Here is a 21801-nt window from a genome sequence, read left to right as displayed (position 1 = left end):
TCGCCGCGACCGTCCCGCGACCCAAAGGGGGTGGCATGTCCGCAGAACAGGGCAGCTCGAAGGTGCTCACGCTCGCGGAGAGCGAGACAGCTCCCCATGCTCTCGACTCACTCGGCCCCATCGATGACGTACCGGCCCTCCCGGCCGAGCCCGTCCCGGTCCTTCCGGCTGCGGGCGCCATCGACACCCGCACCCTGTCCCGCTCCCTGTTCCTGCGGCTGGCCGCGCTCGACGAGGACAGCCCCGAGCGTGCGTACGTCCGCGACACGCTCATCGAGCTCAACCTCCCGCTGGTGCGGTACGCCGCCGCGCGGTTCCGGTCACGGAACGAGCCGATGGAGGACATCGTCCAGGTCGGCACGATCGGGCTGATCAAGGCGATCGACCGGTTCGACTGCGAACGGGGCGTGGAGTTCCCGACGTTCGCGATGCCGACGGTGGTCGGGGAGATCAAGCGCTTCTTCCGCGACACCTCGTGGTCGGTGCGGGTGCCGCGCAGACTGCAGGAGCTGCGGCTCGCGCTGACCAAGGCCAGTGACGAGCTCTCGCAGAAGCTGGACCGGTCGCCGACGGTCACCGAACTGGCCGCTGTGCTCGGAGTGTCCGAGGAGGACGTCGTCGACGGGTTGGCGGTGGGGAACGCCTACACGGCGTCCTCGCTGGACTCGCCGGCGCCGGAGGACGACGGCGGCGAGGGGTCGCTGGCGGACCGGCTGGGGTACGAGGACACCGCGCTGGAGGGCGTGGAGTACCGGGAGTCCCTGAAGCCGCTGCTGGCGAAGCTGCCGCCCCGTGAGCGGCGGATCATCATGCTGCGGTTCTTCGCGAACATGACGCAGTCGCAGATCGGCGAGGAGGTCGGCATCTCGCAGATGCACGTCTCCCGGCTGCTGACCCGGACGCTGGCGCAGCTCCGGGAAGGCCTGATCTCGGACTGACGGACGGCTACGCCGCAGTGCGGCTGGGCGGGGGCTCGTGCCGCGCCCAGCCGCGGGTGGTGGTCGGGGCCGCGCCGGGGGGTGTCCGTCCTCGGAACGGCGCGATGGAGCCACTTACCGACCGACTCCCCGTTGACGCGCCAACCGCTGCGGGCGGACTCCCCCGACACGTCCCCTTGCATACGACGGCGGGTGCGGGCGCGCTCTGCCCCAGCTGCGGGCAATCGTGCCGCTGGGCGTGGGGGCCCCTGCCCGAGCGAAGCCGAGAGCTTGCAGAACCAGATGCCGGTCAGAGACCGCCGTAGGAATTACGCCAGCGCCAGCCAGGCCACCGCCGCGATGACCGCCACGGCGACCACGACGCCGAGGATGAGACCGATGCGCGGCCCGCCGCTGGACGAGGCCGCCGCCTGACGGCCCTGCGGGGCCTCGTCGACGAACGCGCGGAACATCTGGGTGCTGCCGGCGGGGTCGTGATTGCCCTGCGGGGCCTGGTTGTTAGCCATGGCCCGAGACCCTAGCGAAAACGCCGGGGCTCCCCAAGTGGGGGTTGGGATTCCGTTTGGTCCCGACCGACCCGTACCGCCAGGCTCGTCAGCAGCACGTTTACTCCCGCAATACTTGCCTTTGCCAACTTTTTATTCCGCACCGCCCTCTTTTATTTGCCTGCAGCAACCAACAGCTCTTACGGTTGCCCTAAGCAACGAAAGCGGGAGGTGTCATGGCCGAACAGGCGCAGTACGAAGAGCTGGTCCGCCAGTTCAGCGCCTTCGGCGCCGTGAAGCGGGAGCTCGGCCGGATCATGCCCGCCGAGTGCCCCGGCGGGTCGGCGGCCGTCCTGACGCTGCTGGGACGCCACGGCGACATGCGCATGAGCAAGCTCGCCGAGCTGCTGGCGGTGGACATGTCGGTCACCAGCCGCCACGTCGCGCACGTCGTGGCCCGGGGCTGGATCGAGCGCTCCCCCGACCCGGCGGACAAACGCTCACGCATCCTGCGCCTCACCCCCGCCGGCCACACACAGCTCGACGAGCTGTCCCGGCGGACCACCGAGGTCCTCGCCGAACGCCTGAGCGACTGGACCGACGAGGACGTCAGCCGGCTCACCAGCCTCATGGCGCGGCTGAGGGAGAGCTTCGCCTGCCGGCCCGGGGCCCGGGCCGCACCGGCCGCTTTCGACCGGACCACCCGTACACCCGCAAGCACGTAAGAGAAGGAAGCCCATGGCAACGACCACACCAGCCGGTGTGCGGGCTCATGCCAAGCACGGGGGAGGCTCCCACGGCTCCTCCGGCGACGGCGCTCCGATGACGCACCGGCAGATCATGGAGGCCCTCACCGGCCTCCTGCTCGGCATGTTCGTCGCGATCCTGTCGTCGACGATCGTCTCCAACGCCCTGCCCCGGATCATCAGCGACCTCGGCGGCGGCCAGAGCGCCTACACCTGGGTCGTGACCGCGTCCCTGCTGACGATGACCGCGTCCACCCCGCTGTGGGGCAAGCTCGCCGACCTGTTCTCCAAGAAGCTGCTGATCCAGTTCGCACTGGTCGTCTTCGTGCTGGGATCGGCGGCGGCCGGCATGTCCCAGAACCCGGGCATGCTGATCACCTTCCGCGCGGTCCAGGGCATCGGCATGGGCGGTCTGTCCGCGCTGGCCCAGATCATCATGGCGGCGATGATCTCGCCGCGTGAGCGAGGCCGCTACAACGGCTACCTCGGCGCCACCTTCGCCACCGCCATGGTCGGCGGCCCGCTGGTCGGCGGTGTCATCACCGACACCGACTGGCTCGGCTGGCGCTGGTGCTTCTACGTCGGCGTGCCCTTCGCCGTGATCGCGCTGATCGTGCTGCAGAAGACCCTGCACCTGCCCGTGGTCAAGCGGAAGGTCAAGGTCGACTGGGGCGGCGCGTTCCTGATCACCGCCGCGGTGTGCCTGCTGCTGGTCTGGGTCACCTTCGCCGGTGACAAGTACGACTGGGTGTCCTGGCAGACGTACGCGATGGTCGGCGGTTCGCTGGTGCTGCTGGCGCTGTTCGTCCTCGTCGAGGCGAAGGCGAGCGAACCGATCATCCCGCTGCGGCTGTTCCGCAACCGCACCATCGCGCTGGCCTCGCTGGCCTCGCTGTTCGTCGGTATCGCGATGTTCGCGGGGACCGTCTTCTTCAGCCAGTACTTCCAGCTGGCCCGTGACAAGTCGCCGACGATGTCCGGCGTCATGACGATCCCGATGATCGCTGGTCTGTTCATCTCCTCCACCGTCTCGGGCCAGGTCATCACCCGGACCGGGCGCTGGAAGGGCTGGCTGGTCGCCGGCGGTGTGCTGGTGACCGCGGGCCTGGGCCTGCTGGGCACGATCCGCTACGACACCGAGTACTGGCACATAGCGATCTTCATGGCGCTGCTGGGTCTCGGCATCGGCATGATGATGCAGAACCTGGTGCTGTGCACGCAGAACCAGGTGGCGCCCTCCGACCTGGGCGCGGCCAGCTCCACGGTGACGTTCTTCCGGTCCCTCGGCGGTGCGATGGGCGTCTCCGCGCTTGGCGCGGTCCTGGCCACCCGGATCACCGACTACGTCAAGGACGGCCTGGCCGGCCTCGGCCCGAAGGGCGCGGCCCTCGGCCACGCCGGCACGGGCGAGGGCAACATCCCCGACCTGAGCTCGATGCCCGCGCCGATCCGCACCGTCGTGGAGAGCGCCTACGGCCACGGTGTCGCGGACGTGTTCCTCTACTCGGCCCCGCTGGCGCTGCTCGCGCTGCTGGTGTCGCTGTTCATCAAGGAGGTCCCGTTGAAGACGAAGGGCGGGCTGGCGCAGGCCGCCGACGCGGAGACGCCCGCTGTCGCTCCGGCTGAGGCCGCCGCGGCTGCCGAAGGGGAGAAGGCCGTGCCGAGCTGGGCCGTGGCCGACGCCGAGGCCGGGCCCGAGGGGACGCAGCGGCTCGCAGCCGTCGCGACCGTGGCCCGCGCCGAGGAGTCCGCGTCCGGTGGGGGCGGTGTCCCGGTCCGTGGCTTCGTCCGCGGGAACGAGTCCGCGCCCGTGCCGCAGGCCGCCGTCACGCTGATCTCGCCGGCCGGGCGTCAGCTGGGCCGGTCGGTGGCGCAGGCCGACGGCTCGTACGCGGTGGACGCCCCGGGCTCGGGTTCGTACGTGCTGATCGCCTCGGCCGACGGCTTCCAGCCGCAGGCGTCCACGGTCGTGGTGAACGGCGAGCCGGTCGCCTACGACATCCTGCTCAACGGCACCAGCGGGCTGACCGGCCTGGTGCGGGCCGCCGACGGCGGGCAGCCGGTCAAGGACGCCATGGTCATCGTGACGGATGTGCGCGGGGACCTGCTGGCCAACGGGACCACGGGTGAGCAGGGCGAGTTCTCCTTCGCCGAGCTGGTGCCGGGGGCGGTGACCGTCGCGGTGAACGCCGCCGGGTACCGGCCGCGCGCCCTGCCCGTCGAGGTGGGCGGCGCCGGGGTCACCCGGGTCGAGATCGACCTGGACGCGGGCGCCCGCGTCCAGGGTGTCGTGCGCGCCCCGCACGGGCCGCTGGCCGACGCCCGGGTGACGCTGGTCGATCAGGCGGGCAACGTCGTCGGCTCGGCCACGACCGGATCGGACGGGGCGTACGCCTTCACCGACCTGGACGGCGGCGAGTACACGGTCATCGCCACGGGCTACCCGCCGGTGGCCACCGCCCTGACGGTCACGGGCGCCGGCACCGACGCCCACGACATCGAACTCGCCCACCCCGGCGAGTAGTACGGACCCCGGCCCGTGACAGGCGGGCGCGCTCTGAGCGGAGGTGCGCCCCCTGTCGCGGGCCGGTTTCTTTCTGAGGAGCAGTTGAGATGGGACTGACCGCGAGGATCCGCACCCGGGACGGATGGGCCGTGTCGCACGCGGTCGTCACGGTGGCGGACATGACCGGAGCGCAGGTGCTGCGGGCCGAGGCCGACGCGGAGGGCGCCGTGCGGGACGCGACGCCGATGGAAGCGGGGGCGTACACCGTCATCGTCACGGCGGTGGGCTATGCGCCCGCGGCCTCCAGCGTGATCGTGACCGCGAGCGGACGGGCCGAGGTCGGCACCGTGACGCTGGCGCGCCAGGGCGGCACCGAGCTGCCGCCGCCCGGGCCGTGGACGATCGACCCGGTGCACTCCAGCGTGGCCGCCGTCGCCCAGCACCTGGGCATCTCCAGCGTGCACGGCCGCTTCACGGAGTTCTCCGGCTCGATCGAGATCGCCCCGGACGACGTCACCACGTCGCGCGTGGAGGCGCTGATCCGGGCCGCGTCGATCGACACCGGCAACGGCATGCGCGACGGGCACCTGAAGTCGCCGGACTTCCTGGACGTCGAGCGGTTCCCGGAGATCACCTTCCGGTCGACGGGTCTGACGGCGGCCGGGTCCGACCGGTGGACCGTCCACGGCGAGCTGGGCATGCACGGGGTCGTACGGCCCGTGGACCTGGATCTGGCCTACCTCGGCACGGGTCCGGACCCGTGGGGCGGTACCCGGGCCGCGTTCCGCGCGACGACCGAACTGCGCCGCGAGGACTTCGCGATGAACTACAACCAGGTCCTGCAGGCCGGCATCGCCGCCGTCGGCACGACCCTGAAGGTGGAGCTGGACGTCCAGGCCGTGCAGGGCGAGTCACTTCCGGCGGCGTGAGTCCGGGGCGGACACCCGCGCCACCAACTGGCCGCACAGGTCCCGGAGCTTGATGTTCCGGTCCTGCGAGACCCGGCGCAGCCGCTCCAGCGCGATCCGCGCGTCGATCCGCTCCCGGGCCATCAGGATGCCGACCGCCTGGTCGATGACGCTGCGGGAGAGCAGCGCGGTGCGCACATCGGCCGCCGACTGGCGCCGGCGCTCGATCCGCAGCGCCACGTCGATCGCGTCCCCGGCCCGGGCCGCGAAGGCACGGGCCGCGTCCCGGCCCGTGTCCAGCGCTCCGGCCCGCAGCCCGTAGAAGTTGAGCGCGGCGCCGCTCTCGTCCTCGACGGCGACCGGCACCGCCAGCACGCAGCGGACGCCCGTGGAGAGCGCGTACCGCGTGTACGACGGCCAGCGGGACTCAGCGGCGAGATCCGGGCCGTACTGCTCCTCGCCGGTCTCGGCCGCGTCGACGCACGGCCCCGAGCCGTTCTCGTACTGGCGCAGGTCCAGGCCGCTGGGCATGCCGTCGCTGCCGGCCAGGGTGAGCAGCCGGCCGGCGCGGCGCACGGTGATGCTGCACGCGTCCGCGCCGGGCACCTCCTGCACCGCGCGGTCGGTCAGATCGCGCAGCAGGGTGTCGAGACCGCTGCTGCGCACCATCGCCTGGTCCAGCGTGTCGGACGCTTCGGAGCTCATGACCGTACGGGTATCCCGTCACCGGCCGGACACGCCCCCTGCGTAATCCACCTCACCTCAGGGGGTGTTGTGCGCACCCACGATCCGGCGGGCGAGGTCGCGCAGTTTCACGTTCTCCCGCTGGGAGGCCCGCACCAGGCTCTCGAAGGCCGCGGCCGCGTCGATGCCCTGGCGTTCCATGAGGATGCCGGTGGCCTGTCCGATCAGGTCCCGGGTGTGCATGGCCTCGGTGAGCTGCTCGCGCACGGTCGCCGAGTCCAGGGCGATGCTGACGTGCGCGCTGAACAGCCGGCCGACACGCGTGGCCTCCTCGTCGAAGGCGCCCGGCTTACGCGCGTATGCCGTCAGCACGGTCAGCCGGCGGCGGTCGGCGCGCAGCCGCAGCGACAGCGCGGAGCGCAGGCCCAGCGCCGCGAGCACGTCCCAGCCGTCGTCCGCCTCGCTGTCCGTTATGTGCGCCACCGGGCTGTTCCACAACTGGTCCCACAGCCCGTGCTGCTCGCGGCCGGTGTGCCGGGACTCGGCGGAGCGCACGACCTCGTCGGTCCAGGCGAGGGTGCGGAGCTTGTCGCCGCGCTCGATCACGGAGATGCCGGCGTGCTCGGCGCCCGGCATGAGGTGCACCGCCAGCCCGACCGCCGTGCGCAGGGCGCTGTGGGGTGTGAGGGTTTCGTGCAGCTGCTGAGAAGCCACCGTGAGGGCCTCGGCCAGCTCGACGCCAGCCGGAAAACGGGGCAAATCAGGAAACTCGGACGCAGCCACCACGAACCTCTTCGGCATGCACGGCCATGGCCGTGCGCAGGAGAGCTCCGCAGCACATTCCCGACTGCGAGCACAGGACGGACAGCACTCTAACCGTTCGGTTGCCGTCAAGTGACGCCCGGCCGACGCCGCTGAGGGGCGCTTCCACCACCGGGCCCCAGCATGGTGGAATGGCGCCACGGGTCAGGAAGCGGCCTTACCGGAAACCGGACGAACGTCTGCCAGGTGAGTGCCGTGACCTTCTTCACGAATCCCACAGAACCGCGCGATCTCCCAGGTCGCGTCCACCTCACGATGCCCGCCGAGATCGACTTCTGCAATGCGGCGGAGCTGCTGCCGCTCGTCCTGTCCGCGGCCGGGGCCCAGGGTGACCGGCTGGAGGTCCTCGTCCTCGACCTGAGGACGACCTCCTTCATGGACTCCCAGGGCGTCCGCCTCGTCAACGACGTACGGCACCGGCTGCCGCCCGGCGCCGTGGTGCGTCTCGTGGCCCGGCCGGAGGGGGTCACGGGCCGCGTCCTGGAGCTGACCGGCCTGCGCCGGGACGTCCCCGTGTACGACGACCTCGCCGAAGCCCTGGCGTCGTAGGCTGCCGCACATGGCACCGAACATCGCGACGAACACCCGCGTCTCCCTGGACGAGTTGCTCGACTTCGTACGCCCGCGGCACCACGCGATCCTGCTCACCCGCAGGGCCGACGGCGGCCCCCAGGGCTCCCCGCTGACCTGCGGTGTCGACGACTCCGGCCGGATCGTGGTCTCCACCTACCCGGAGCGCGCCAAGACCCGCAACGCCAAGCGGGACCCCCGCGTGAGCCTGCTCGTGCTCAGCGACGACTGGAACGGCCCCTGGGTGCAGATCGACGGCACGGCCGAGGTCGTCGACGCCCCCGACTCCGTCGAGCCGCTCGTCGAGTACTACCGGAACATCGCCGGGGAGCACCCCGACTGGGACGAGTACCGCGCGGCGATGCTCAAGCAGGGCAAGTCGATCATCCGGATCACGCCGGAGCGGTGGGGGCCGGTGGCGACCGGCGGGTTCCCGGCGCGGCTGGTCGAAGGGGAGTAGGTCAGCCCTCTGCTTCGGCTTCCCGCTCGCGGGTGACTATCGCCTCGATGCCCGCGATCAGCAGCTCCAGCGCGAACTCGAAGTCGCGCTCCAGCATCTCGGCGACCGTGTCGCCGCCACGGGCCGCCATGATCTCCCGCGACTCCTTCAGGACGTCGGCGGCCTGCGGGGCGGCGGTCACGGCGCTCAGTGCCTGCTGGAAGTACTCGTCGACGCTCATGCCGCCGGCCGTGGCCCGGGAGGCGAGGTGGCCCTCCAGGGTGCCGTAGCCGTAGACGAACTGGAAGACGGCCGAGATCGTGCTCGTCATGCGTTTCGCGGGCAGTCCGGTCCTGCGGACGACGCGCTGGACGACCCGGGAGAACGCCAGGCTGTTGGGGCCGATGTTGAGGAAGACCCCGACCAGCGCGGACACCCAGGGGTGCCGCACGAGCAGGGTCCGGTACTCCCGGGCGAGCGCACGCACCTGGTCCCGCCAGTCCTCACCGGCGTCCGGATCGGGCAGCCGCATCCCGCCCATGACCTCGTCCAGGGCGAGTTCTAGCAGGTCGTCCTTCGTGTCGACGTACCAGTAGACGGACATCGCGGTGACGTTCAGCTCGCCGGCCAGCCGCCGCATGGAGAACTTGGCCAGGCCTTCGGCGTCCAGCAGCCGCACGGTGACCTCGATGATCCGGTCCCGGTCCAGCCCCGAGGGCTGCCCCCCGCCACGCCGCCGGTGCGCCGTGCCCTCCAGCCAGACACTGGACCGCGGCTGATCCTGCCGGGCGGCTTTCGCCATGGCGCACCTTCCTCGATCTTCCAACGCCGCTCATGCTAGACGCGCCGTCTTTTCAGGGGCGCGGGGAACGGCGCGATCAACCACGACGGACCCACACCCGCGCGCTACGACCAGCCCCGAGCTCCTAGGCGGACTCTGCCCGCTCAGCACGTCGAAGCAACGCCGCCGCGACCAGTCCACCGGCCAGCACCGCAACCGCCCCCACCAACTGACTCGTCTCCAGCCCGGAGGCGAACGCGTCGGAGATGCGCGCCTTCTCCTCGGCACTGTCGGCCGCCGCCAGCGCCGCCGGCAGCGACGTCGCGGACACGGCGACCAGCGACGCGAACCGGGAGTTGAGCACGGCACCGAGGACGGCGACGCCCAGCCCGTTGCCGAACTCCGCGAGCGTCCCGTTGATCCCCGCTCCCACACCCGCCTTCTCCGGCGGTATCGCGCCCATGATCGCGTTGGCCATCGCCGGCATGGACAGCGCCACACCCGCGCCCATCACGACCAGCCCGAGCAGCGTGCCCTCGTACCCGTGTCCTCCGAGCAGCGCGATCGCCGCGAGCCCGGCTGCCACCAGGGTCATGCCCAGCGCGATCGCCGCCGGTGTGCCGGCCTTGAGGACCAGCTTCGCCCCGACCCCCGTGAAGTTGAGCGCGACGACGGTCAGCGCCAGCGGCGCCGTCCGCAGCCCGGCGTCCAGCGGCTCGTAGCCGAGGACGAACTGCAGGTGCTGCGTGAGCAGGAACAGCGACCCCGTCATGCCGAACGCCACGAGGATCGCGCCCGCGACCGCGCCCACGAACTTCTGGTTGCGGAAGAAGTGCATGTCGAGCATCGGGTGCTCGGTGCGCAGCTCCCACAGCACGAACAGGGCGAGCACGGCCGCGCCGGTCACGGCGGAGACCAGCACCTGCGCGGAGGTCCAGCCGTGCTCGGGCCCGGTGATGATCGCGTAGACGACGGCCGTCATACCGATGGTCGAGAGCACCGCGCCGAGCAGGTCGGGCCGGTCACCGGCCTGGTGCTTCGACTCCGGCACCAGCGCGGCGACCGCGACCAGGCCGAGCAGCGCGACCGGGATGTTGATGAGGAAGATCGCGCCCCACCAGAAGTGGTTCAGCATCACGCCGCCGATCAGCGGTCCGGCCGCGAAGCCGAGCGAACTGACCGTCGACCACAGCGCGATGGCCTTCACCCGCTCCTGGTCGTCGAAGATCTGCACGACGACCGCGAGGATCGTGGTCATCAGCAGCGCGCCGCCGACGCCCATGCCGGCGCGGGCCGCGATCAGCTGGCCCGGGCTCTGGGAGAGCCCGGCCGCCAGCGAGCCCACGCCGAAGATCGCCAGGCCCGACATCAGCAGCAGCTTGCGGCCGTAGCGGTCGGCGGCGTTGCCCGCTGTGAGCAGGAGGCCGGACTGCACCAGTGCGTAGGCGTTCATCATCCACTGGACGTCGGCGGTCGTCGCGTCCATCTCGCGGGTGAGCGAGGGGATGGCCACGTTCAGGATCGTGTTGTCGAGCAGCACGGTGAGCTGCGCGAGGCAGATGACACCGAGGATCAGCCAGCGTTGCGGGTGGCTTCCGTGGGCCGTCTGCGGCGCGGCCGTTTCCTGGGGGGACGTCGTCATGCCGTACACCGTAGAACAGTTCTTATACGGCGTACAACAGAGTTCCGGGCGGGGACGGCGAAGGGCGGTGGCTTCCGGCCACCGCCCTTCGCCCGGTCAGGGACGTGTCAGCTGCTCGCCTTCTGGGTGAGGTCGTAGAACGTGGCCGAACCGGCCGTGACCTTCTTGAAGTTGGCCTCGACCCAGGAGGTGATCTGGGAGGAGGTCCCGTTGCTGCTGCCGCCCATGCCGCCGCCCATGCCGCCGGAGGCGATGAAGTAGTGGATCTCTCCGTCCGCCACGTACTTCTTGAACTGGGCCAGGGTCGGGGACGGATCCGTGCCGTTGAAGCCGCCGATGGCCATCACCGGGTCGCCGGTGGACAGCTGGTAACTCGCCGCGTTCTGGGCGCCGATGGCCGCCGCTGCCCAGGTGTACCGGTCGGCGTCGGTCTCCAGCAGCGTCTGGGCCTCGGTGCTGACGCTGGCGCCGTTGAGCAGGCCGCCGACGCCGCCGCCTGCGCCCATGCCGCCCATACGGCCGCCGTCACCGTTCTGCTGGTTCTGGCCCTGGCCCTGCTGGTTCGGGCCGCCGCCGGGGAAGCCGTTGCCCTGCCGGCCTTGGGCGTTCTGGTTCGGACCCTGCTGGTTCGGGCCGCCGCCCGGGAAGCCGCCTCCGCCGGGGCCGCCGCCACCGCCCGGTCCGCCGCGGCCGCCCGCGACCGCCGGGCCCGCCGTGACGATCGAGCCGGTGTGCCCCTCGTTCACCGTGGTGAGGGTGTACGCCGCCGGACCGGCCAGCGCGGCGACGAGGCCCAGCCCGGCCGCTCCCAGGGCCAGCCGGCGTCCCAGTCGGCCGGCGAAGATCAGCCCGAGGGCCGCCGTCAGACCGCCGGCCAGGACGAGCCACTTGAGCCAGGGCAGGTAGTCGGAGGAGCGGTTGAGCAGGACGTACCCCCAGGCCGCGGTCGCCGTCATCGCGGCGGCCAGGGTCAGCGACGCCCACGCCTTGTCCCGCTTCTCCCAGAGCAGGGCCGCGCCCATCCCGGTCAGCGGGGCGATGTAGGGGGCGAGGGCGACCGTGTAGTACTCGTGGAAGATGCCCTGCATGTAGCTGAAGACGAGCATGGTCGTGAGCAGCGCGCCGCCCCACACCAGGAACGCGCCGCGGGTCGCCGAGGTCCGGCGGGCCATGGGGGTCCCCCCGCTCGAGCGAAGTCGAGAGTGGGGGAGCGTAGCGACCAGGCCCGCGACGAGCAGGATCAGCGCGGCCGGGATCAGCCAGGAGATCTGGCCGCCGACGGACGAGCTAAACATCCGGTCCCAGCCGGTCTCGCCCCAGGCGCCGCCGCCGTTGCCGCCCCCGCCGCCGCCTCCGACACTGCCGGTCTCGTCGCCGTTGAGGCGGCCCAGGCCGTTGTAGCCGAAGGTCAGTTCGAGGAAGCTGTTGTTCTGCGAGCCGCCGATGTACGGGCGGGAGGAGGCGGGCCAGAGTTCGACGATCGCGACCCACCAGCCGCCGGAGACGACGATCGCGGCGAGCCCCGCGGCGAGCTGGCCGATCCGCTTCCTCACCGTCACCGGGGCGCACACGCCGTACACGAGGGCGAGCGGGGGCAGGATCAGGAAGGCCTGGAGGGTCTTGGCGAGGAAGGCGAAGCCGATCGCGGCACCGGCCCACAGCAGCCACTTCGTACGGCCGTCCTCCAGTGCGCGGATGACGAGGTAGCAGGCCGCCGCCATCAGCAGCGCCAGCATCGCGTCGGGGTTGTTGAAGCGGAACATCAGCGCCGTGACGGGGGTGAGCGCCAGCACGGCGCCCGCGATCAGCCCGGCCGCGGGGCTGAACCGGCGGCGCACGGCCGCGTACACGACGGCCACCGTGCCGACGCCCATGAGGACCTCGGGCACGAGGATCGCCCAGGAGCCGAGGCCGAAGAGCCGCACGGAGAGGGCCATCGGCCACAGCGCGGCCGGGGGCTTGTCGACGGTGATGGCGTTCGCCGCGTCGAGCGAGCCGAAGAAGAACGCCTTCCAGGACTGACTGCCCGCCTGAACGGCCGCCGAGTAGAAGGAGTTGGCGTAGCCGGAGGCGCTCAGGTTGTACAGGTAGAGCACGGCCGTCGCCAGCAGCAGGGCGAGGAAGGCCGGGCGGGCCCAGCGGGGGTCCTCGGGCCGGCCGCGCCACAGCCGCTGCGGGAAGGACCGGCCGGGGGCACCGGCGCGCGGAGCCGGCGCGGCGTCCGGGGGTCGCGTCCAGGTGCCGGGGCTCGTGTCTCTGCCGGTGGCCGGCTGGTCGTAGCGGACGGTCATCGGAGGTCCCTCGCATCGGTGTCGTGCGGGCGCACCGGCAGCAGCTGCACGGTGGCGTCCCGCCAGGAGTCCGCGACGTCACCGGCGCGGAAGGGGGTGGTGTCGTACGAGGACGAGGAGGAAGGGGCGACGGCACGCGCCGGGTCGTCCTCGCGCCGGTCCGGGAACACCCACGCCCGGAAGAGCAGGAAGCGCAGCACGGTGGCCGCGAGGTTGGCCGCGATGAGGACGGCCAGTTCGGTGGAGTGGGCGGGCTCGGAGGTCGCCGCGTTCAGTGCCGCGAGCGAACCGCTGGTCAGGGCGAGTCCGATACCGAAGACCACCAGACCCTGCGCCTGGTGCCGTACGGCCCCGCCCCGCCCGCGCACCCCGAAGGTGAGCCGCCGGTTGGCCGCGGTGTTGGCGACCGCCGAGACCAGCAGGGCGAGGGCGTTGGCGGTCTGGGAGCCGGTGAACACCCGGAAGCCGCTGTAGAGCAGCAGGTAGAAGAGGGTGGACAGGGCCCCGACCACGCAGAATCCGACGAGCTGCCGGGCGAGTCCCTTCGGCACGTCCTCGATGTCACGGTCGCGCGGGTCGTCGCCGAACGGCCGGGTGAGCCGGTCCAGCGGCAGCGAGCCGGTGGCCAGGGCCCTGCCGACCCGCCACACGCCCTTGAGGTCGTCGGTCGCGGTCCTGACGATGTGCACGGTCGAGTCGGGGTCGTCGACCCAGTCGACCGGCACCTCGTGGATCCGCAGCCCGGCGCGCTCGGCGAGCACCAGCATCTCGGTGTCGAAGAACCAGCCGGTGTCCTCGACGAGCGGCAGCAGCACCTGGGCCACGTCCCGACGGATCGCCTTGAAGCCGCACTGGGCGTCCGAGAACCGCGCCTGGAGCGAGCCGCGCAGGACGAGGTTGTAGGCGCGGCTGATGAACTCCCGCTTGGGGCCGCGCACCACCCGGGAACTGCGCGTCAGCCGGGAGCCGATGGCGAGGTCGGAGTGGCCGGAGATCAGCGGTGCCACCAGCGGGAGCAGGGCGTTGAGGTCGGTGGACAGGTCCACGTCCATGTAGGCGAGCACCGGGGCGTTCGAGGCGGACCAGACGGCCCGCAGGGCTCGGCCGCGCCCCTTCTGCTCCAGGCGAAAGGTGGTCACCTCGGGGATCTGCGCCGCCAGTTGCCGCGCCACCTGCGGGGTGGTGTCCGTGGAGGCATTGTCGGCGATCGTGATGCGGAACGCGTAGGGAAACGTCCGGTCGAGGTGCTCGTGCAGTCTGCGGACGCACGGCTGGAGGTCCTTCTCCTCGTTGTGGACGGGGATCACTACGTCCAGGACAGGCGTACCGGCTGGTGCGGCCGGGAGGTGCTCCCGCGCCGGCAGGGTGCCGGGAGAAGTGTCGGTTCGCATGGAACCGACTTTCGTCAGGCGTCCTGTTGTGCCCATGTGGTGACGCTGTGGCGTGCCTGTGAGTGCGACTGCCGGCTCATGTCCGGCTGCGGCTCGGGCGGCAGCGCGGGCAGGCGCACCGTGAACACGGTCCGCCCGGGCACGCTGTCGACGGTCACGGCACCGCCGTGCGCGCTCGCCACGGCCTGCACGATGGCGAGGCCGAGGCCGGTCGAGCCGTGGGCGCGGGAACGCGCGGAGTCACCGCGCGCGAACCGTTCGAAGACGTGCGGCAGCAACTCGGCCGGGATGCCCTGCCCGTCGTCCTCGACGTCCACGCACAGCCAGGGTCCGCGCCGCTGGACGCGGGCGGTGACGGTCGTACCGGGTGGCGTGTGGCTGCGCGCGTTGCCGAGCAGGTTGACGAGGACCTGTTGCAGCCGGGCCGCGTCCGCCGACACGAGCGCGGGCTCGTCGGGCAGGTCGAGGCGCCAGTTGTGGTCCTGGCCGGCTGCCCGGGCGTCGCTGACGGTGTCCACGACGAGCGGGACGAGGTCGGTCTGCTCGAACTGGAGCGGCCGTCCCGCGTCGAGCCGGGCGAGCAGGAGCAGATCCTCCACGAGGAGGGTCATCCGGCCGGCCTCGGACTCGATCCGGCCCAGCGCGTGCCGGGTGTCCGGTCCGACCTGCTCCCTGCCGCGCCGGGTGAGTTCGGCGTACCCGCGGATGGAGGCGAGGGGGGTGCGCAGCTCGTGACTGGCGTCGGCGACGAACTGCCGGACGCGCGTCTCGCTCTGCTGCCGTGCGTGCAGCGCCCCGTGGACGTGGTCCAGCATCCGGTTGAGCGCGGCACCGACCCGGCCGACCTCGGTGTGCGGGTCGGTCTCGGAGTCCGGGACCCGCTCGCTGAGGTTCACCTCGCCCGTGTGCAGGGGCAGTTCGGAGACCCGGGTGGCGGTGGCGGCGACGCGGCGCAAGGGGCGGGTGGCCACGCCGATGAGGACGGAACCGGCCAGCCCCGCGGCGGCCAGACCGGCTGCCGTGACGCTGACCTCGACCAGGATGAGGGTGTTGACGGTGTTGGTGACATCCGTGGTGGGGATGGCGACGTAGTAGCTGCCCTTGTCGCCGCTCTTGTAGGTGACCCGGTACTCGCCGAGGCCCGGCAGGTCGACGGTTCGCACCGTCCCCTCGGCCTGCGGCACGGAAGTGAGCGCGTCGGTCTGGGCTGAGTTCAGCGAGCGCGCGCTCATCGGCTGGTTGTCCTCGGACACGCCGTACGCGGACTCGGTGATCCGGCCGCCCTCGATCTTGGCGGCGACCGTGCCGCCCGGCTGCGGTCCCCGGGTGACGAAGTCGGTGAGGCTCTCCTTCTTCTGCCCGGGCGTGCCGGAGCCGCCGTTCATGTCCTGGCCGGGATCCCTGGGCGGGCTCTGGGCGGCCCGGACCGCGGCCACGCCGAGCTGCCCGTCCAACTGCTCGTACAGATGTGACCGCAACGCCAGTGTCGTCACCGTGCCGATCACCGCACACACCACGGCGATCAGCACCACGGACGCGACGACGAGCCGTGTGCGCAGCGTGCGCGGCTTGCCTGCCCACCGCCTGCCCGCCCGCTGCGGCGTACCCGGCCGCCGCCGTCCGCTCATGACGCGGCGGGCTTGATCAGGTACCCGGCACCGCGCCGTGTGTGGATCATCGGCTCGCGCCCGGCGTCGATCTTCCGCCGGAGATAGGAGATGTAGAGCTCGACGACATTGGCCTGGCCGCCGAAGTCGTACGACCACACGCGGTCGAGGATCTGCGCCTTGCTGAGCACGCGTCGCGGATTGCGCATCAGGAACCGCAGCAGCTCGAACTCGGTCGCGGTCAGGTGGATGCCGTCCCCGGCCCGGGTCACCTCGTGGCTGTCCTCGTCGAGGGTGAGGTCGCCGACGACCAGCACGGATTCCGAGCGCCGGTCGGCGGCACCGGAGCGGCGTATCAGCCCCCGCAGCCGCGCGACGACCTCCTCCAGGCTGAACGGCTTGGTGACGTAGTCGTCCCCGCCCGCCGTCAGCCCGGCGATCCGGTCCTCGACGGCGTCCTTGGCGGTGAGGAAGAGCACCGGCACGTCCGGCAGTTCCCGGCGCAGCCGCCCGAGCACCGCCAGGCCGTCCATGTCGGGCAGCATCATGTCGAGGACGACGGCGTCGGGCCGGAAGTCGCGGGCGGCTTGTATCGCGCCCGTGCCGTCACCGGCACTCCGGATCTGCCATCCCTCGTAGCGCAGTGCCATGGACAGCAGCTCGGTGATCGACATCTCGTCGTCCACCACCAGCACGCGGACGGGGCTCCCGTCCGGCCTGAGCAGTTCGGTGCGCCCCTGGGGCGAGGTCGTGGTCATGTGAACACGATGTCGGGGGGCTCTGAGAACACGCTTTCGCCAACCTGTGATTTCTCTGAGAAACACACAGGCGCTTCTCAGGCAATGCCTGGGAAGCGCCGGTCAGATCAGAACAACCCGTCCTGCACGCCCGGCGTCTCCTTGAACTGCCTGGTCGGCACGGTCAGTTCTCCCGCCGTGACAGGCACCAGCCCCCATCCGGTCATCAACCGCGTGTCCAGCACGACCACCCCGCCCCCGGTGGCCAGGTGCAGATCGGGCCCGGCGGCCGCGACCAGCTCCCCGCCGACCACACCCCCGGCGACGAGCTCGCTCACCTGCCCGACGGCGACGGGCAGGTCCCCGAGCCCGAACACCCCCACGTGATCGACGACCCGCAGCGGCTCCCGCGCCAGCGACTCGGGCCACGCGGGGAGTGCGACCGCCCGCTCGTGCAGCTCGGCCACCTCACGGGCCCGGTCGGCGGCGGCCTCCGGCAGCGCGGCCCGGACCGCCCGCTTCTCGGCGTACGGGATCCGGTCGGGCACCCGCAGGGCGGCCCGCAGCAGCTCCTCCGTGCGCCGCGCGGCCATGAGCGGCCCGACGCCGAGCCAGCTGAAGCAGACGGCCCCCTGCTCCAGCAGCCGAGCGGAATCCCGCGCCCGCGCCGTGATCCCGGCCTTGACCATGCCGGGCCCGAACCACGCCAGATAGACGCGGTACGGCCGGGGATCGTCGGCGATGGTGTCCGCCGCCACGGAGTGGGCCCGGTCCAGCCGCGCACACTCCTCGCACCGGGCCCCCGTACTGCGCCCCGGCACGACGGCCCCGACCGGGCACGCATGCCCCCTCGCCCCCACGCAGGTACGCACGCCCCCCTCGACGACCCCGAAGGCCACGCGTTTCCCCCAGGTCAGCGCACTGCGCCGCCCGCCGTCCCACACCAGCACGGGGCCGTCCGCCGACCACCGCAGCCCCGAGCACTTCCATGCCTGTGCCATCCCTGCCGAGAGTAGGGGGCACCACTGACAACGCGGGGCGGCCGGTGCGGTACGGCCTCTGCCGCGCAGAGCCGGCGACCACGGGAGGGCGTCCGGTGAGGAGCGGCCTCAGCGCGCAGAGCCGGCGACCACGGGGGCGGACGGTGAGGTACGGCCTCACCGCACGGAGTGGCGACCACGGGGGCGGCCGGTGCGGTACGGCCTCTGCCGCGCAGAGCCGGCGACCACGGGAGGGCGTCCGGTGAGGAGCGGCCTCAGCGCGCAGAGCCGGCGACCACGGGGGCGGACGGTGAGGTACGGCCTCACCGCACGGAGTGGCGACCACGGGGGCGGCCGGTGCGGTACGGCCTCTGCCGCGCAGAGCCGGCGACCACGGGGGGCGGCCGGTCAGGAGCGGCCTCAACGCACGGAGTCGGCCCCGGCGGCGACGGTCTCCGGCTCGCCCTCGCGCTGCGCCGGCATGACCGGCACCACCGCACGCGCGCCGCGCCCCCGCCCGGCCAGCCGGCACGCCAGGCACTCCCCGTGCCCGCCCGGCGCGGCCGAGTCCCGCACCCGCCATCCCCACTCCGCCCGGGGCCGCAGACCCGGTCCCTTCCCCCACCCGGCGAGATGCAGAGCCCACGTGACGAGCAGGGCCACGACCCCGATCGCCAGCCCACCGGCGATCAGCACACCGGAGACCGTGCAGACCCCCAGACCCGCCACTCCGGCCCCGACGCTGGCGATGCCGCATCCGACCCACCCCGCGACCGTGTGCCCGTGGTCATACTGATGTGCACTCACGTGTCACTCCCTCGCGCCCAAGGGCTCCCTGTCCGCCGAACCCTTCATCTGCTAAGACTTATACGGCCCAAACATCTCACGAACTAAGGGATCTGGGAATGCCAGCCAAGCCGCGTCCGGCCGCCACACCGGAGCAGGCGCTCTCGGCGATGGACCAGCTCATCGCGACTCACATGGTCGGACAGCACGAGATCGCCCAGCAGGTGGGCCTGAGTGTGACCGACCTCACCTGCTTCGCCTATGTGATCGAGGCCGGTGAGAACCTCCCCACGGCAGGCGATCTCGCGGCCCGCGTCCACGTCACCACCGGCGCGGTCACCGGCATCCTCAACCGCCTGGAGCGCGCCGGCTACATCACCCGCCGCCCCGACCCCACGGACCGCCGCCGCATCCGCGTGGCGGCCCGGCCCGACGCGGTCGCCCGCGTCCGAGAGGTCTACGAGCCGTACTACGCCCGCCTCACGCACCTCTTCGCGGACTACTCCCCGGACGAGATCGCGGTCCTGCACGACTGGTTCACCCGCGCGAGCACGCTGGCGGCCAACTACCTGGAAGAGCACCGCCGCCCCGGCTGAACCAGAGCCTCCGTCGCTACCTGGGCTGACGTGAGTGCCGGCTCGCGCGTCGGCGCACGGTGAAGACACAGGCGAGCAGACCGAGTCCCCAGGCGATCAGGAGCGCCCCCCACAGCGGCATGGTCACGATCGGCACGAGAAGGCGGATCTCGACGTCCGAGCGGTTCTCGAAGATGAAGATCAGAGCGACGGCGGTGACCAGAACGAAAGGTGCGAAGCGGCGGACCGCGGGCCGGGAGAAGAACGGTGTGCGCGCCTTGTGGTCTGGGCTGAACTGAGCCATGGAGTACCTCTCCATCACGTTGCCCCTGTTCCAGCGTCCCCTTCCCCGACGCGGACCGCCACCGACGTAGAAGACGTCAGGAGCGTCGGCGTTTACCGCCACTCCAGGACGTCCCCCACGCCCAGCGCCCTGTCCGCGCCCCCTGCAGTGATCTTCTTCGGGGTTGCGCCGGGAGCGATGGCGGAGACGAAGAAATCGAGCCGGGTGCCCTGGAGCGAGGCGAAGATCATCTGCTTGCCGTTCCGCGAAATGGCCCGCACGGTGTTCTTCCGATCCGTCGCCGGGATGATCGGACCGCCCAGGGCGCCCTTCGGGAGATCCGCCGTGCCGTCGAGCCGGGAAGTGTCCAGCGTCCAGAAGGAGTTCTTCCGCTCCGGGGCCTTGGCCTTCCCGAGTCGGGGGCCGCACAGCACGGTCCTGTCGTCGACCCAGCCGTAGGGGTAGCAGTCGGCGTCGAACGGAATACCGGTTGCCTTCACACCGTCGGCCTTGAGCAGCGCACTGCGCTGTGGCACGTCGGCCACGTTGTAGCCCTGCCAGGTGATGAAGGCCGTCGCCTTGCGCCCGTTGGGACTGATCCGGACTTCCTTGCCGAAGAGCCCGCGCACCGGGTCACCCGCGAGCGCAAGGCCGGCCCCGTCCATGTAATTGCCGTCACCGCCCGCCTGTTCGGTCACCGCGTGATCTCCCGCCACGGAACGGCTGGCGATCCGCACACGATCCGAGGAGTCGGTCTCGGTGAACCAGACAGCACTGCCGTCCTGGGCGAAGACGGCGTTCTCCTCTTTCGGCGTGTCACCGAAGTCGTCGCCCTGTTCGCCGGACAGCTTGGTCAGCTTGCCGCTGGTGTCGACGTAGCCCACCCCTGTCGCCTCGGTCTCTCGATCGATGAGGACGACGGCCATCCGGGAGAAGTCCTCGTCGAAGAGTTGCCGCAGCCGGGTGGCGGCGACGGCGCGCGGCCCGTCCTCGGACGTGCCGGCACCGGGGAAATTGTCGGCGCACAGCTCCACGAGCGGGGAGGCGACATCGTCGGCCCCCGCGACCACGGCCTCGGCCGGTACGGTGAAGGTCCGGGAGACGGTCCGTTCCCACGTTGCCGGATCCCAGCCCGTGACCGTCACACTGGCCGGCTTGCTCGCGGGCACGGAACACGAGGCGGTGACGATCACACCCCTGTCGGGGAAGGCCCCGCTGCCCTGGCCTGCGCCCTTGCTCCCGCCCTGCCGTCCCGCCGTCGCCTTGGAGCCCTTGGCGCCGGGGCCGGAGTCGTCATGGCCCCCGCCACACCCCGCGACGAGCGGAAACAGCACCGTGGCGACAGCCAGCGCGGCCATGCCCCCACCCCGCCGGCGGCCTCCGTGGCCCTCTGTCCTTCTCACGTCCGTGTCCCCTCGCGATGTCCTGCTCAGCAGCGGCCACGTGATCGTAGTGCGAACTGGCGCGAGTCGCCGTGGAGTTGGTTGACGGTCGAGGAGCGCGTCGGGTGAGGACCCAGAGAGACAACGCGTGGGCGGCAGCTGTACGCCCTGAAACGCAAGAGGCCCCGGATCTCTCCGGGGCCTCTCACCTGTGTGCACTCGGCAGGATTCGAACCGGCAACCTTCTGATCCGTAGGATCGGGCAGGGCGTCGTGCTGGACGACGACAGCCTCTGATGCCGATCGCCCAGGTCAGCGGTCGCGTGCGAGCGTGTGCCGTCGTTGCCGTCAGCGCTGCCGTCAAGGCGATGCTCTACGCCACAGCCAAGGGTCCGCCCAGGTCGCAGCAGAGCCGCTCCCACCGAGCCACCTGAGTGATGACTGACACCCAACTAAGACTGTGTCCTATGTGGCGAGTTGGGCGTTGACCGGGTGGAGAGCAACGACCGGGGGCGGATCACCCCGGACAGTCTGTGGGATCTCGTCCGCCCACTGTTACCGCCGTCGCGGGTGCGTCCGCAGGGCTGCGGGACGCAGGACCCCCCTGATGAGGCGGTGTTCGCGGCCATCGTCTGCGTCCTGGAAAGCGGCTGCGCCTGGCGGGCTCTGCCCGCGCCACGCCGACAAGGCGTACGACATCCCCGACGCGGCAAACGCATCGGCGTCCACATCGCCCGTAAAGGTCCCGTAAAGGCATCGAGTCCAGCGAACGCCTGGGCCGCGATCACCCTCATGACCAGGCACATCACCCGCCACCAGTCCCGCATGGCCGGTCAGCCGAAGTCCCTCGAAGCCCAGCGGGACTGACCATTCTCACGGTGCCCGCAGGCACCTTGGCCGGGAGCGGCCCGCCACGGCTGCCACCGCCCGTCGGCGGGTTCGGCCGCGCGCGGCGGGCGCCTGGCTGATGATGCGACGCGGCGAGCCGGAAGACCAGGCGCTCAACGTCGGGTGCTCAGGGTTGTCCTGGCCCTGACCCAGGGGCGGTGCTGGGCGCCTGGGCCAGGGGCGGTGTCAGTTGTTGACGCGGTCCATGAAGGCTTCGGGGTAGCGCGGGCCGGCGGCGGCGCCGGGCGGCATGGCTGCCTCCAGGCCGGCGAGCTGGTCGGCGTCGAGGTGGATGTCGGCGGCGGCGGCGTTCTCCTCCAGGTAGGTGATGCGCTTGGTGCCGGGAATGGGGACGATGTCC

General features: G+C 71.6%; 20 protein-coding genes and 1 pseudogene. 8 read left to right on the top strand and 13 right to left on the bottom strand.

Features of this window, described 5'->3' with window-relative positions:
- The first annotated feature begins 35 nt into the window (after window positions 1-35).
- A complete protein-coding gene (locus tag HNR57_RS37740) occupies window positions 36-938 on the top strand; it encodes an RNA polymerase sigma factor SigF (protein WP_142162166.1) in 903 nt (300 codons plus the stop codon).
- A gap of 308 nt (window positions 939-1246) precedes the next feature.
- Here the strand turns inward: HNR57_RS37740 and HNR57_RS37735 are convergent, their stop codons facing one another.
- Window positions 1247-1444, bottom strand: coding sequence for a hypothetical protein (locus HNR57_RS37735; protein ID WP_184567721.1), 198 nt, complete (start codon window positions 1442-1444; stop codon window positions 1247-1249).
- A 215-nt stretch (window positions 1445-1659) separates the two neighbouring features.
- Between HNR57_RS37735 and HNR57_RS37730 the strand changes: the two genes are divergently transcribed.
- From HNR57_RS37730 to HNR57_RS37720, 3 genes are all read left to right on the top strand, one after another.
- Window positions 1660-2148, top strand: coding sequence for a MarR family winged helix-turn-helix transcriptional regulator (locus tag HNR57_RS37730; protein ID WP_184567719.1), 489 nt, complete (start codon window positions 1660-1662; stop codon window positions 2146-2148).
- Window positions 2149-2245: 97 nt separating this feature from the next.
- Entirely contained in the window at window positions 2246-4693 is a 2448-nt protein-coding gene (locus HNR57_RS37725) for an MFS transporter (RefSeq protein ID WP_486387916.1), read from the top strand.
- An 89-nt stretch (window positions 4694-4782) separates the two neighbouring features.
- Window positions 4783-5604, top strand: a complete 822-nt coding sequence (locus tag HNR57_RS37720) for a YceI family protein (protein ID WP_184567715.1) — start codon at window positions 4783-4785, stop codon at window positions 5602-5604.
- Here HNR57_RS37720 and HNR57_RS37715 read toward each other — a convergent pair.
- Window positions 5587-6288 (bottom strand): GAF and ANTAR domain-containing protein, encoded by a 702-nt coding sequence (locus tag HNR57_RS37715; protein ID WP_184567713.1) that lies wholly within the window; start codon window positions 6286-6288, stop codon window positions 5587-5589. The two genes, HNR57_RS37720 and HNR57_RS37715, sit on opposite strands and share 18 nt — an antisense overlap.
- A 57-nt stretch (window positions 6289-6345) precedes the next feature.
- A complete protein-coding gene (locus tag HNR57_RS37710; RefSeq protein WP_184567711.1) occupies window positions 6346-7068 on the bottom strand; it encodes an ANTAR domain-containing protein in 723 nt (240 codons plus the stop codon).
- A 207-nt stretch (window positions 7069-7275) separates the two neighbouring features.
- Here HNR57_RS37710 and HNR57_RS37705 point away from each other — a divergent pair, with 207 nt between their 5' ends.
- Window positions 7276-7638 carry an STAS domain-containing protein gene (locus tag HNR57_RS37705; RefSeq protein WP_376772335.1) on the top strand — a complete coding sequence of 121 codons (363 nt, stop codon included), beginning with the start codon at window positions 7276-7278 and terminating at the stop codon, window positions 7636-7638.
- 10 nt (window positions 7639-7648) lie between these two features.
- Window positions 7649-8119: a PPOX class F420-dependent oxidoreductase gene (locus HNR57_RS37700; protein ID WP_033309789.1), complete on the top strand. Its 471-nt coding sequence runs from the start codon at window positions 7649-7651 to the stop codon at window positions 8117-8119.
- Window position 8120: 1 nt separating this feature from the next.
- Here the strand turns inward: HNR57_RS37700 and HNR57_RS37695 are convergent, their stop codons facing one another.
- The 8 genes from HNR57_RS37695 to HNR57_RS37660 form a co-directional block, all read right to left on the bottom strand.
- Window positions 8121-8900 carry a TetR/AcrR family transcriptional regulator gene (locus HNR57_RS37695; protein WP_184567707.1) on the bottom strand — a complete coding sequence of 260 codons (780 nt, stop codon included), beginning with the start codon at window positions 8898-8900 and terminating at the stop codon, window positions 8121-8123.
- Between the two features lie 124 nt (window positions 8901-9024).
- The gene (locus HNR57_RS37690) at window positions 9025-10521 is read right to left on the bottom strand and encodes an MFS transporter (protein ID WP_184567705.1); all 1497 of its coding nucleotides are present in this window, start codon (window positions 10519-10521) and stop codon (window positions 9025-9027) included.
- A 107-nt stretch (window positions 10522-10628) separates the two neighbouring features.
- Window positions 10629-12812, bottom strand: a complete 2184-nt coding sequence (locus HNR57_RS37685; RefSeq protein WP_184567703.1) for a glycosyltransferase family 39 protein — start codon at window positions 12810-12812, stop codon at window positions 10629-10631.
- Window positions 12809-14203, bottom strand: a complete 1395-nt coding sequence (locus tag HNR57_RS37680) for a bifunctional glycosyltransferase family 2/GtrA family protein (RefSeq protein WP_184567701.1) — start codon at window positions 14201-14203, stop codon at window positions 12809-12811. The genes HNR57_RS37685 and HNR57_RS37680 overlap by 4 nt, the downstream gene beginning before the upstream one ends.
- 14 nt (window positions 14204-14217) lie before the next feature.
- Complete coding sequence (locus HNR57_RS37675; protein ID WP_184567699.1) at window positions 14218-15831, bottom strand: sensor histidine kinase; 1614 nt, start codon at window positions 15829-15831, stop codon at window positions 14218-14220.
- Complete coding sequence (locus HNR57_RS37670) at window positions 15828-16568, bottom strand: response regulator transcription factor (RefSeq protein WP_033309794.1); 741 nt, start codon at window positions 16566-16568, stop codon at window positions 15828-15830. The genes HNR57_RS37675 and HNR57_RS37670 overlap by 4 nt, the downstream gene beginning before the upstream one ends.
- Window positions 16569-16675: 107 nt before the next feature.
- Window positions 16676-17548, bottom strand: a complete 873-nt coding sequence (locus HNR57_RS37665) for a DUF2797 domain-containing protein (protein WP_184567697.1) — start codon at window positions 17546-17548, stop codon at window positions 16676-16678.
- A 399-nt stretch (window positions 17549-17947) separates the two neighbouring features.
- A complete protein-coding gene (locus tag HNR57_RS37660) occupies window positions 17948-18334 on the bottom strand; it encodes an HGxxPAAW family protein (RefSeq protein ID WP_184567695.1) in 387 nt (128 codons plus the stop codon).
- Between the two features lie 98 nt (window positions 18335-18432).
- On the opposite strand from HNR57_RS37660, the gene HNR57_RS37655 reads away from it, so the two are divergent.
- A complete protein-coding gene (locus HNR57_RS37655) occupies window positions 18433-18909 on the top strand; it encodes a MarR family winged helix-turn-helix transcriptional regulator (protein ID WP_184567693.1) in 477 nt (158 codons plus the stop codon).
- A 16-nt stretch (window positions 18910-18925) separates the two neighbouring features.
- Here the strand turns inward: HNR57_RS37655 and HNR57_RS37650 are convergent, their stop codons facing one another.
- Both HNR57_RS37650 and HNR57_RS37645 read right to left on the bottom strand, forming a co-directional pair.
- Window positions 18926-19192 (bottom strand): hypothetical protein, encoded by a 267-nt coding sequence (locus HNR57_RS37650; RefSeq protein WP_184567685.1) that lies wholly within the window; start codon window positions 19190-19192, stop codon window positions 18926-18928.
- Window positions 19193-19284: 92 nt separating this feature from the next.
- Entirely contained in the window at window positions 19285-20529 is a 1245-nt protein-coding gene (locus HNR57_RS37645) for a hypothetical protein (RefSeq protein ID WP_184567683.1), read from the bottom strand.
- 515 nt (window positions 20530-21044) lie between these two features.
- On the opposite strand from HNR57_RS37645, the pseudogene HNR57_RS37640 reads away from it, so the two are divergent.
- Window positions 21045-21224, top strand: a pseudogene (locus HNR57_RS37640) (transposase); the annotation flags it as partial.
- Window positions 21225-21801: the final 577 nt, after the last annotated feature.

The organism is Streptomyces paradoxus, from assembly GCF_014202475.1.
Classification (GTDB): Bacteria; Actinomycetota; Actinomycetes; order Streptomycetales; family Streptomycetaceae; genus Streptomyces; species Streptomyces paradoxus.
Note: the sequence above shows the minus strand (reverse complement) of the source record. Positions and strands in the feature narration are given on the sequence as shown.

Bases quoted from the DNA above. Each gene is read 5' to 3' on its own strand.
- HNR57_RS37740 (WP_142162166.1), top strand. From the start codon at position 36: ATGTCCGCAGAACAGGGCAGCTCGAAGGTGCTCACGCTCGCGGAGAGC.
- HNR57_RS37735 (WP_184567721.1), bottom strand. From the start codon at position 1,444: ATGGCTAACAACCAGGCCCCGCAGGGCAATCACGACCCCGCCGGCAGC.
- HNR57_RS37730 (WP_184567719.1), top strand. From the start codon at position 1,660: ATGGCCGAACAGGCGCAGTACGAAGAGCTGGTCCGCCAGTTCAGCGCC.
- HNR57_RS37725 (WP_486387916.1), top strand. From the start codon at position 2,246: ATGACGCACCGGCAGATCATGGAGGCCCTCACCGGCCTCCTGCTCGGC.
- HNR57_RS37720 (WP_184567715.1), top strand. From the start codon at position 4,783: ATGGGACTGACCGCGAGGATCCGCACCCGGGACGGATGGGCCGTGTCG.
- HNR57_RS37715 (WP_184567713.1), bottom strand. From the start codon at position 6,288: ATGAGCTCCGAAGCGTCCGACACGCTGGACCAGGCGATGGTGCGCAGC.
- HNR57_RS37710 (WP_184567711.1), bottom strand. From the start codon at position 7,068: ATGCCGAAGAGGTTCGTGGTGGCTGCGTCCGAGTTTCCTGATTTGCCC.
- HNR57_RS37700 (WP_033309789.1), top strand. From the start codon at position 7,649: ATGGCACCGAACATCGCGACGAACACCCGCGTCTCCCTGGACGAGTTG.
- HNR57_RS37695 (WP_184567707.1), bottom strand. From the start codon at position 8,900: ATGGCGAAAGCCGCCCGGCAGGATCAGCCGCGGTCCAGTGTCTGGCTG.
- HNR57_RS37690 (WP_184567705.1), bottom strand. From the start codon at position 10,521: ATGACGACGTCCCCCCAGGAAACGGCCGCGCCGCAGACGGCCCACGGA.
- HNR57_RS37685 (WP_184567703.1), bottom strand. From the start codon at position 12,812: ATGACCGTCCGCTACGACCAGCCGGCCACCGGCAGAGACACGAGCCCC.
- HNR57_RS37680 (WP_184567701.1), bottom strand. From the start codon at position 14,203: ATGCGAACCGACACTTCTCCCGGCACCCTGCCGGCGCGGGAGCACCTC.
- HNR57_RS37675 (WP_184567699.1), bottom strand. From the start codon at position 15,831: ATGAGCGGACGGCGGCGGCCGGGTACGCCGCAGCGGGCGGGCAGGCGG.
- HNR57_RS37670 (WP_033309794.1), bottom strand. From the start codon at position 16,568: ATGACCACGACCTCGCCCCAGGGGCGCACCGAACTGCTCAGGCCGGAC.
- HNR57_RS37665 (WP_184567697.1), bottom strand. From the start codon at position 17,548: ATGGCACAGGCATGGAAGTGCTCGGGGCTGCGGTGGTCGGCGGACGGC.
- HNR57_RS37655 (WP_184567693.1), top strand. From the start codon at position 18,433: ATGCCAGCCAAGCCGCGTCCGGCCGCCACACCGGAGCAGGCGCTCTCG.
- HNR57_RS37650 (WP_184567685.1), bottom strand. From the start codon at position 19,192: ATGGCTCAGTTCAGCCCAGACCACAAGGCGCGCACACCGTTCTTCTCC.
- HNR57_RS37645 (WP_184567683.1), bottom strand. From the start codon at position 20,529: ATGGCCGCGCTGGCTGTCGCCACGGTGCTGTTTCCGCTCGTCGCGGGG.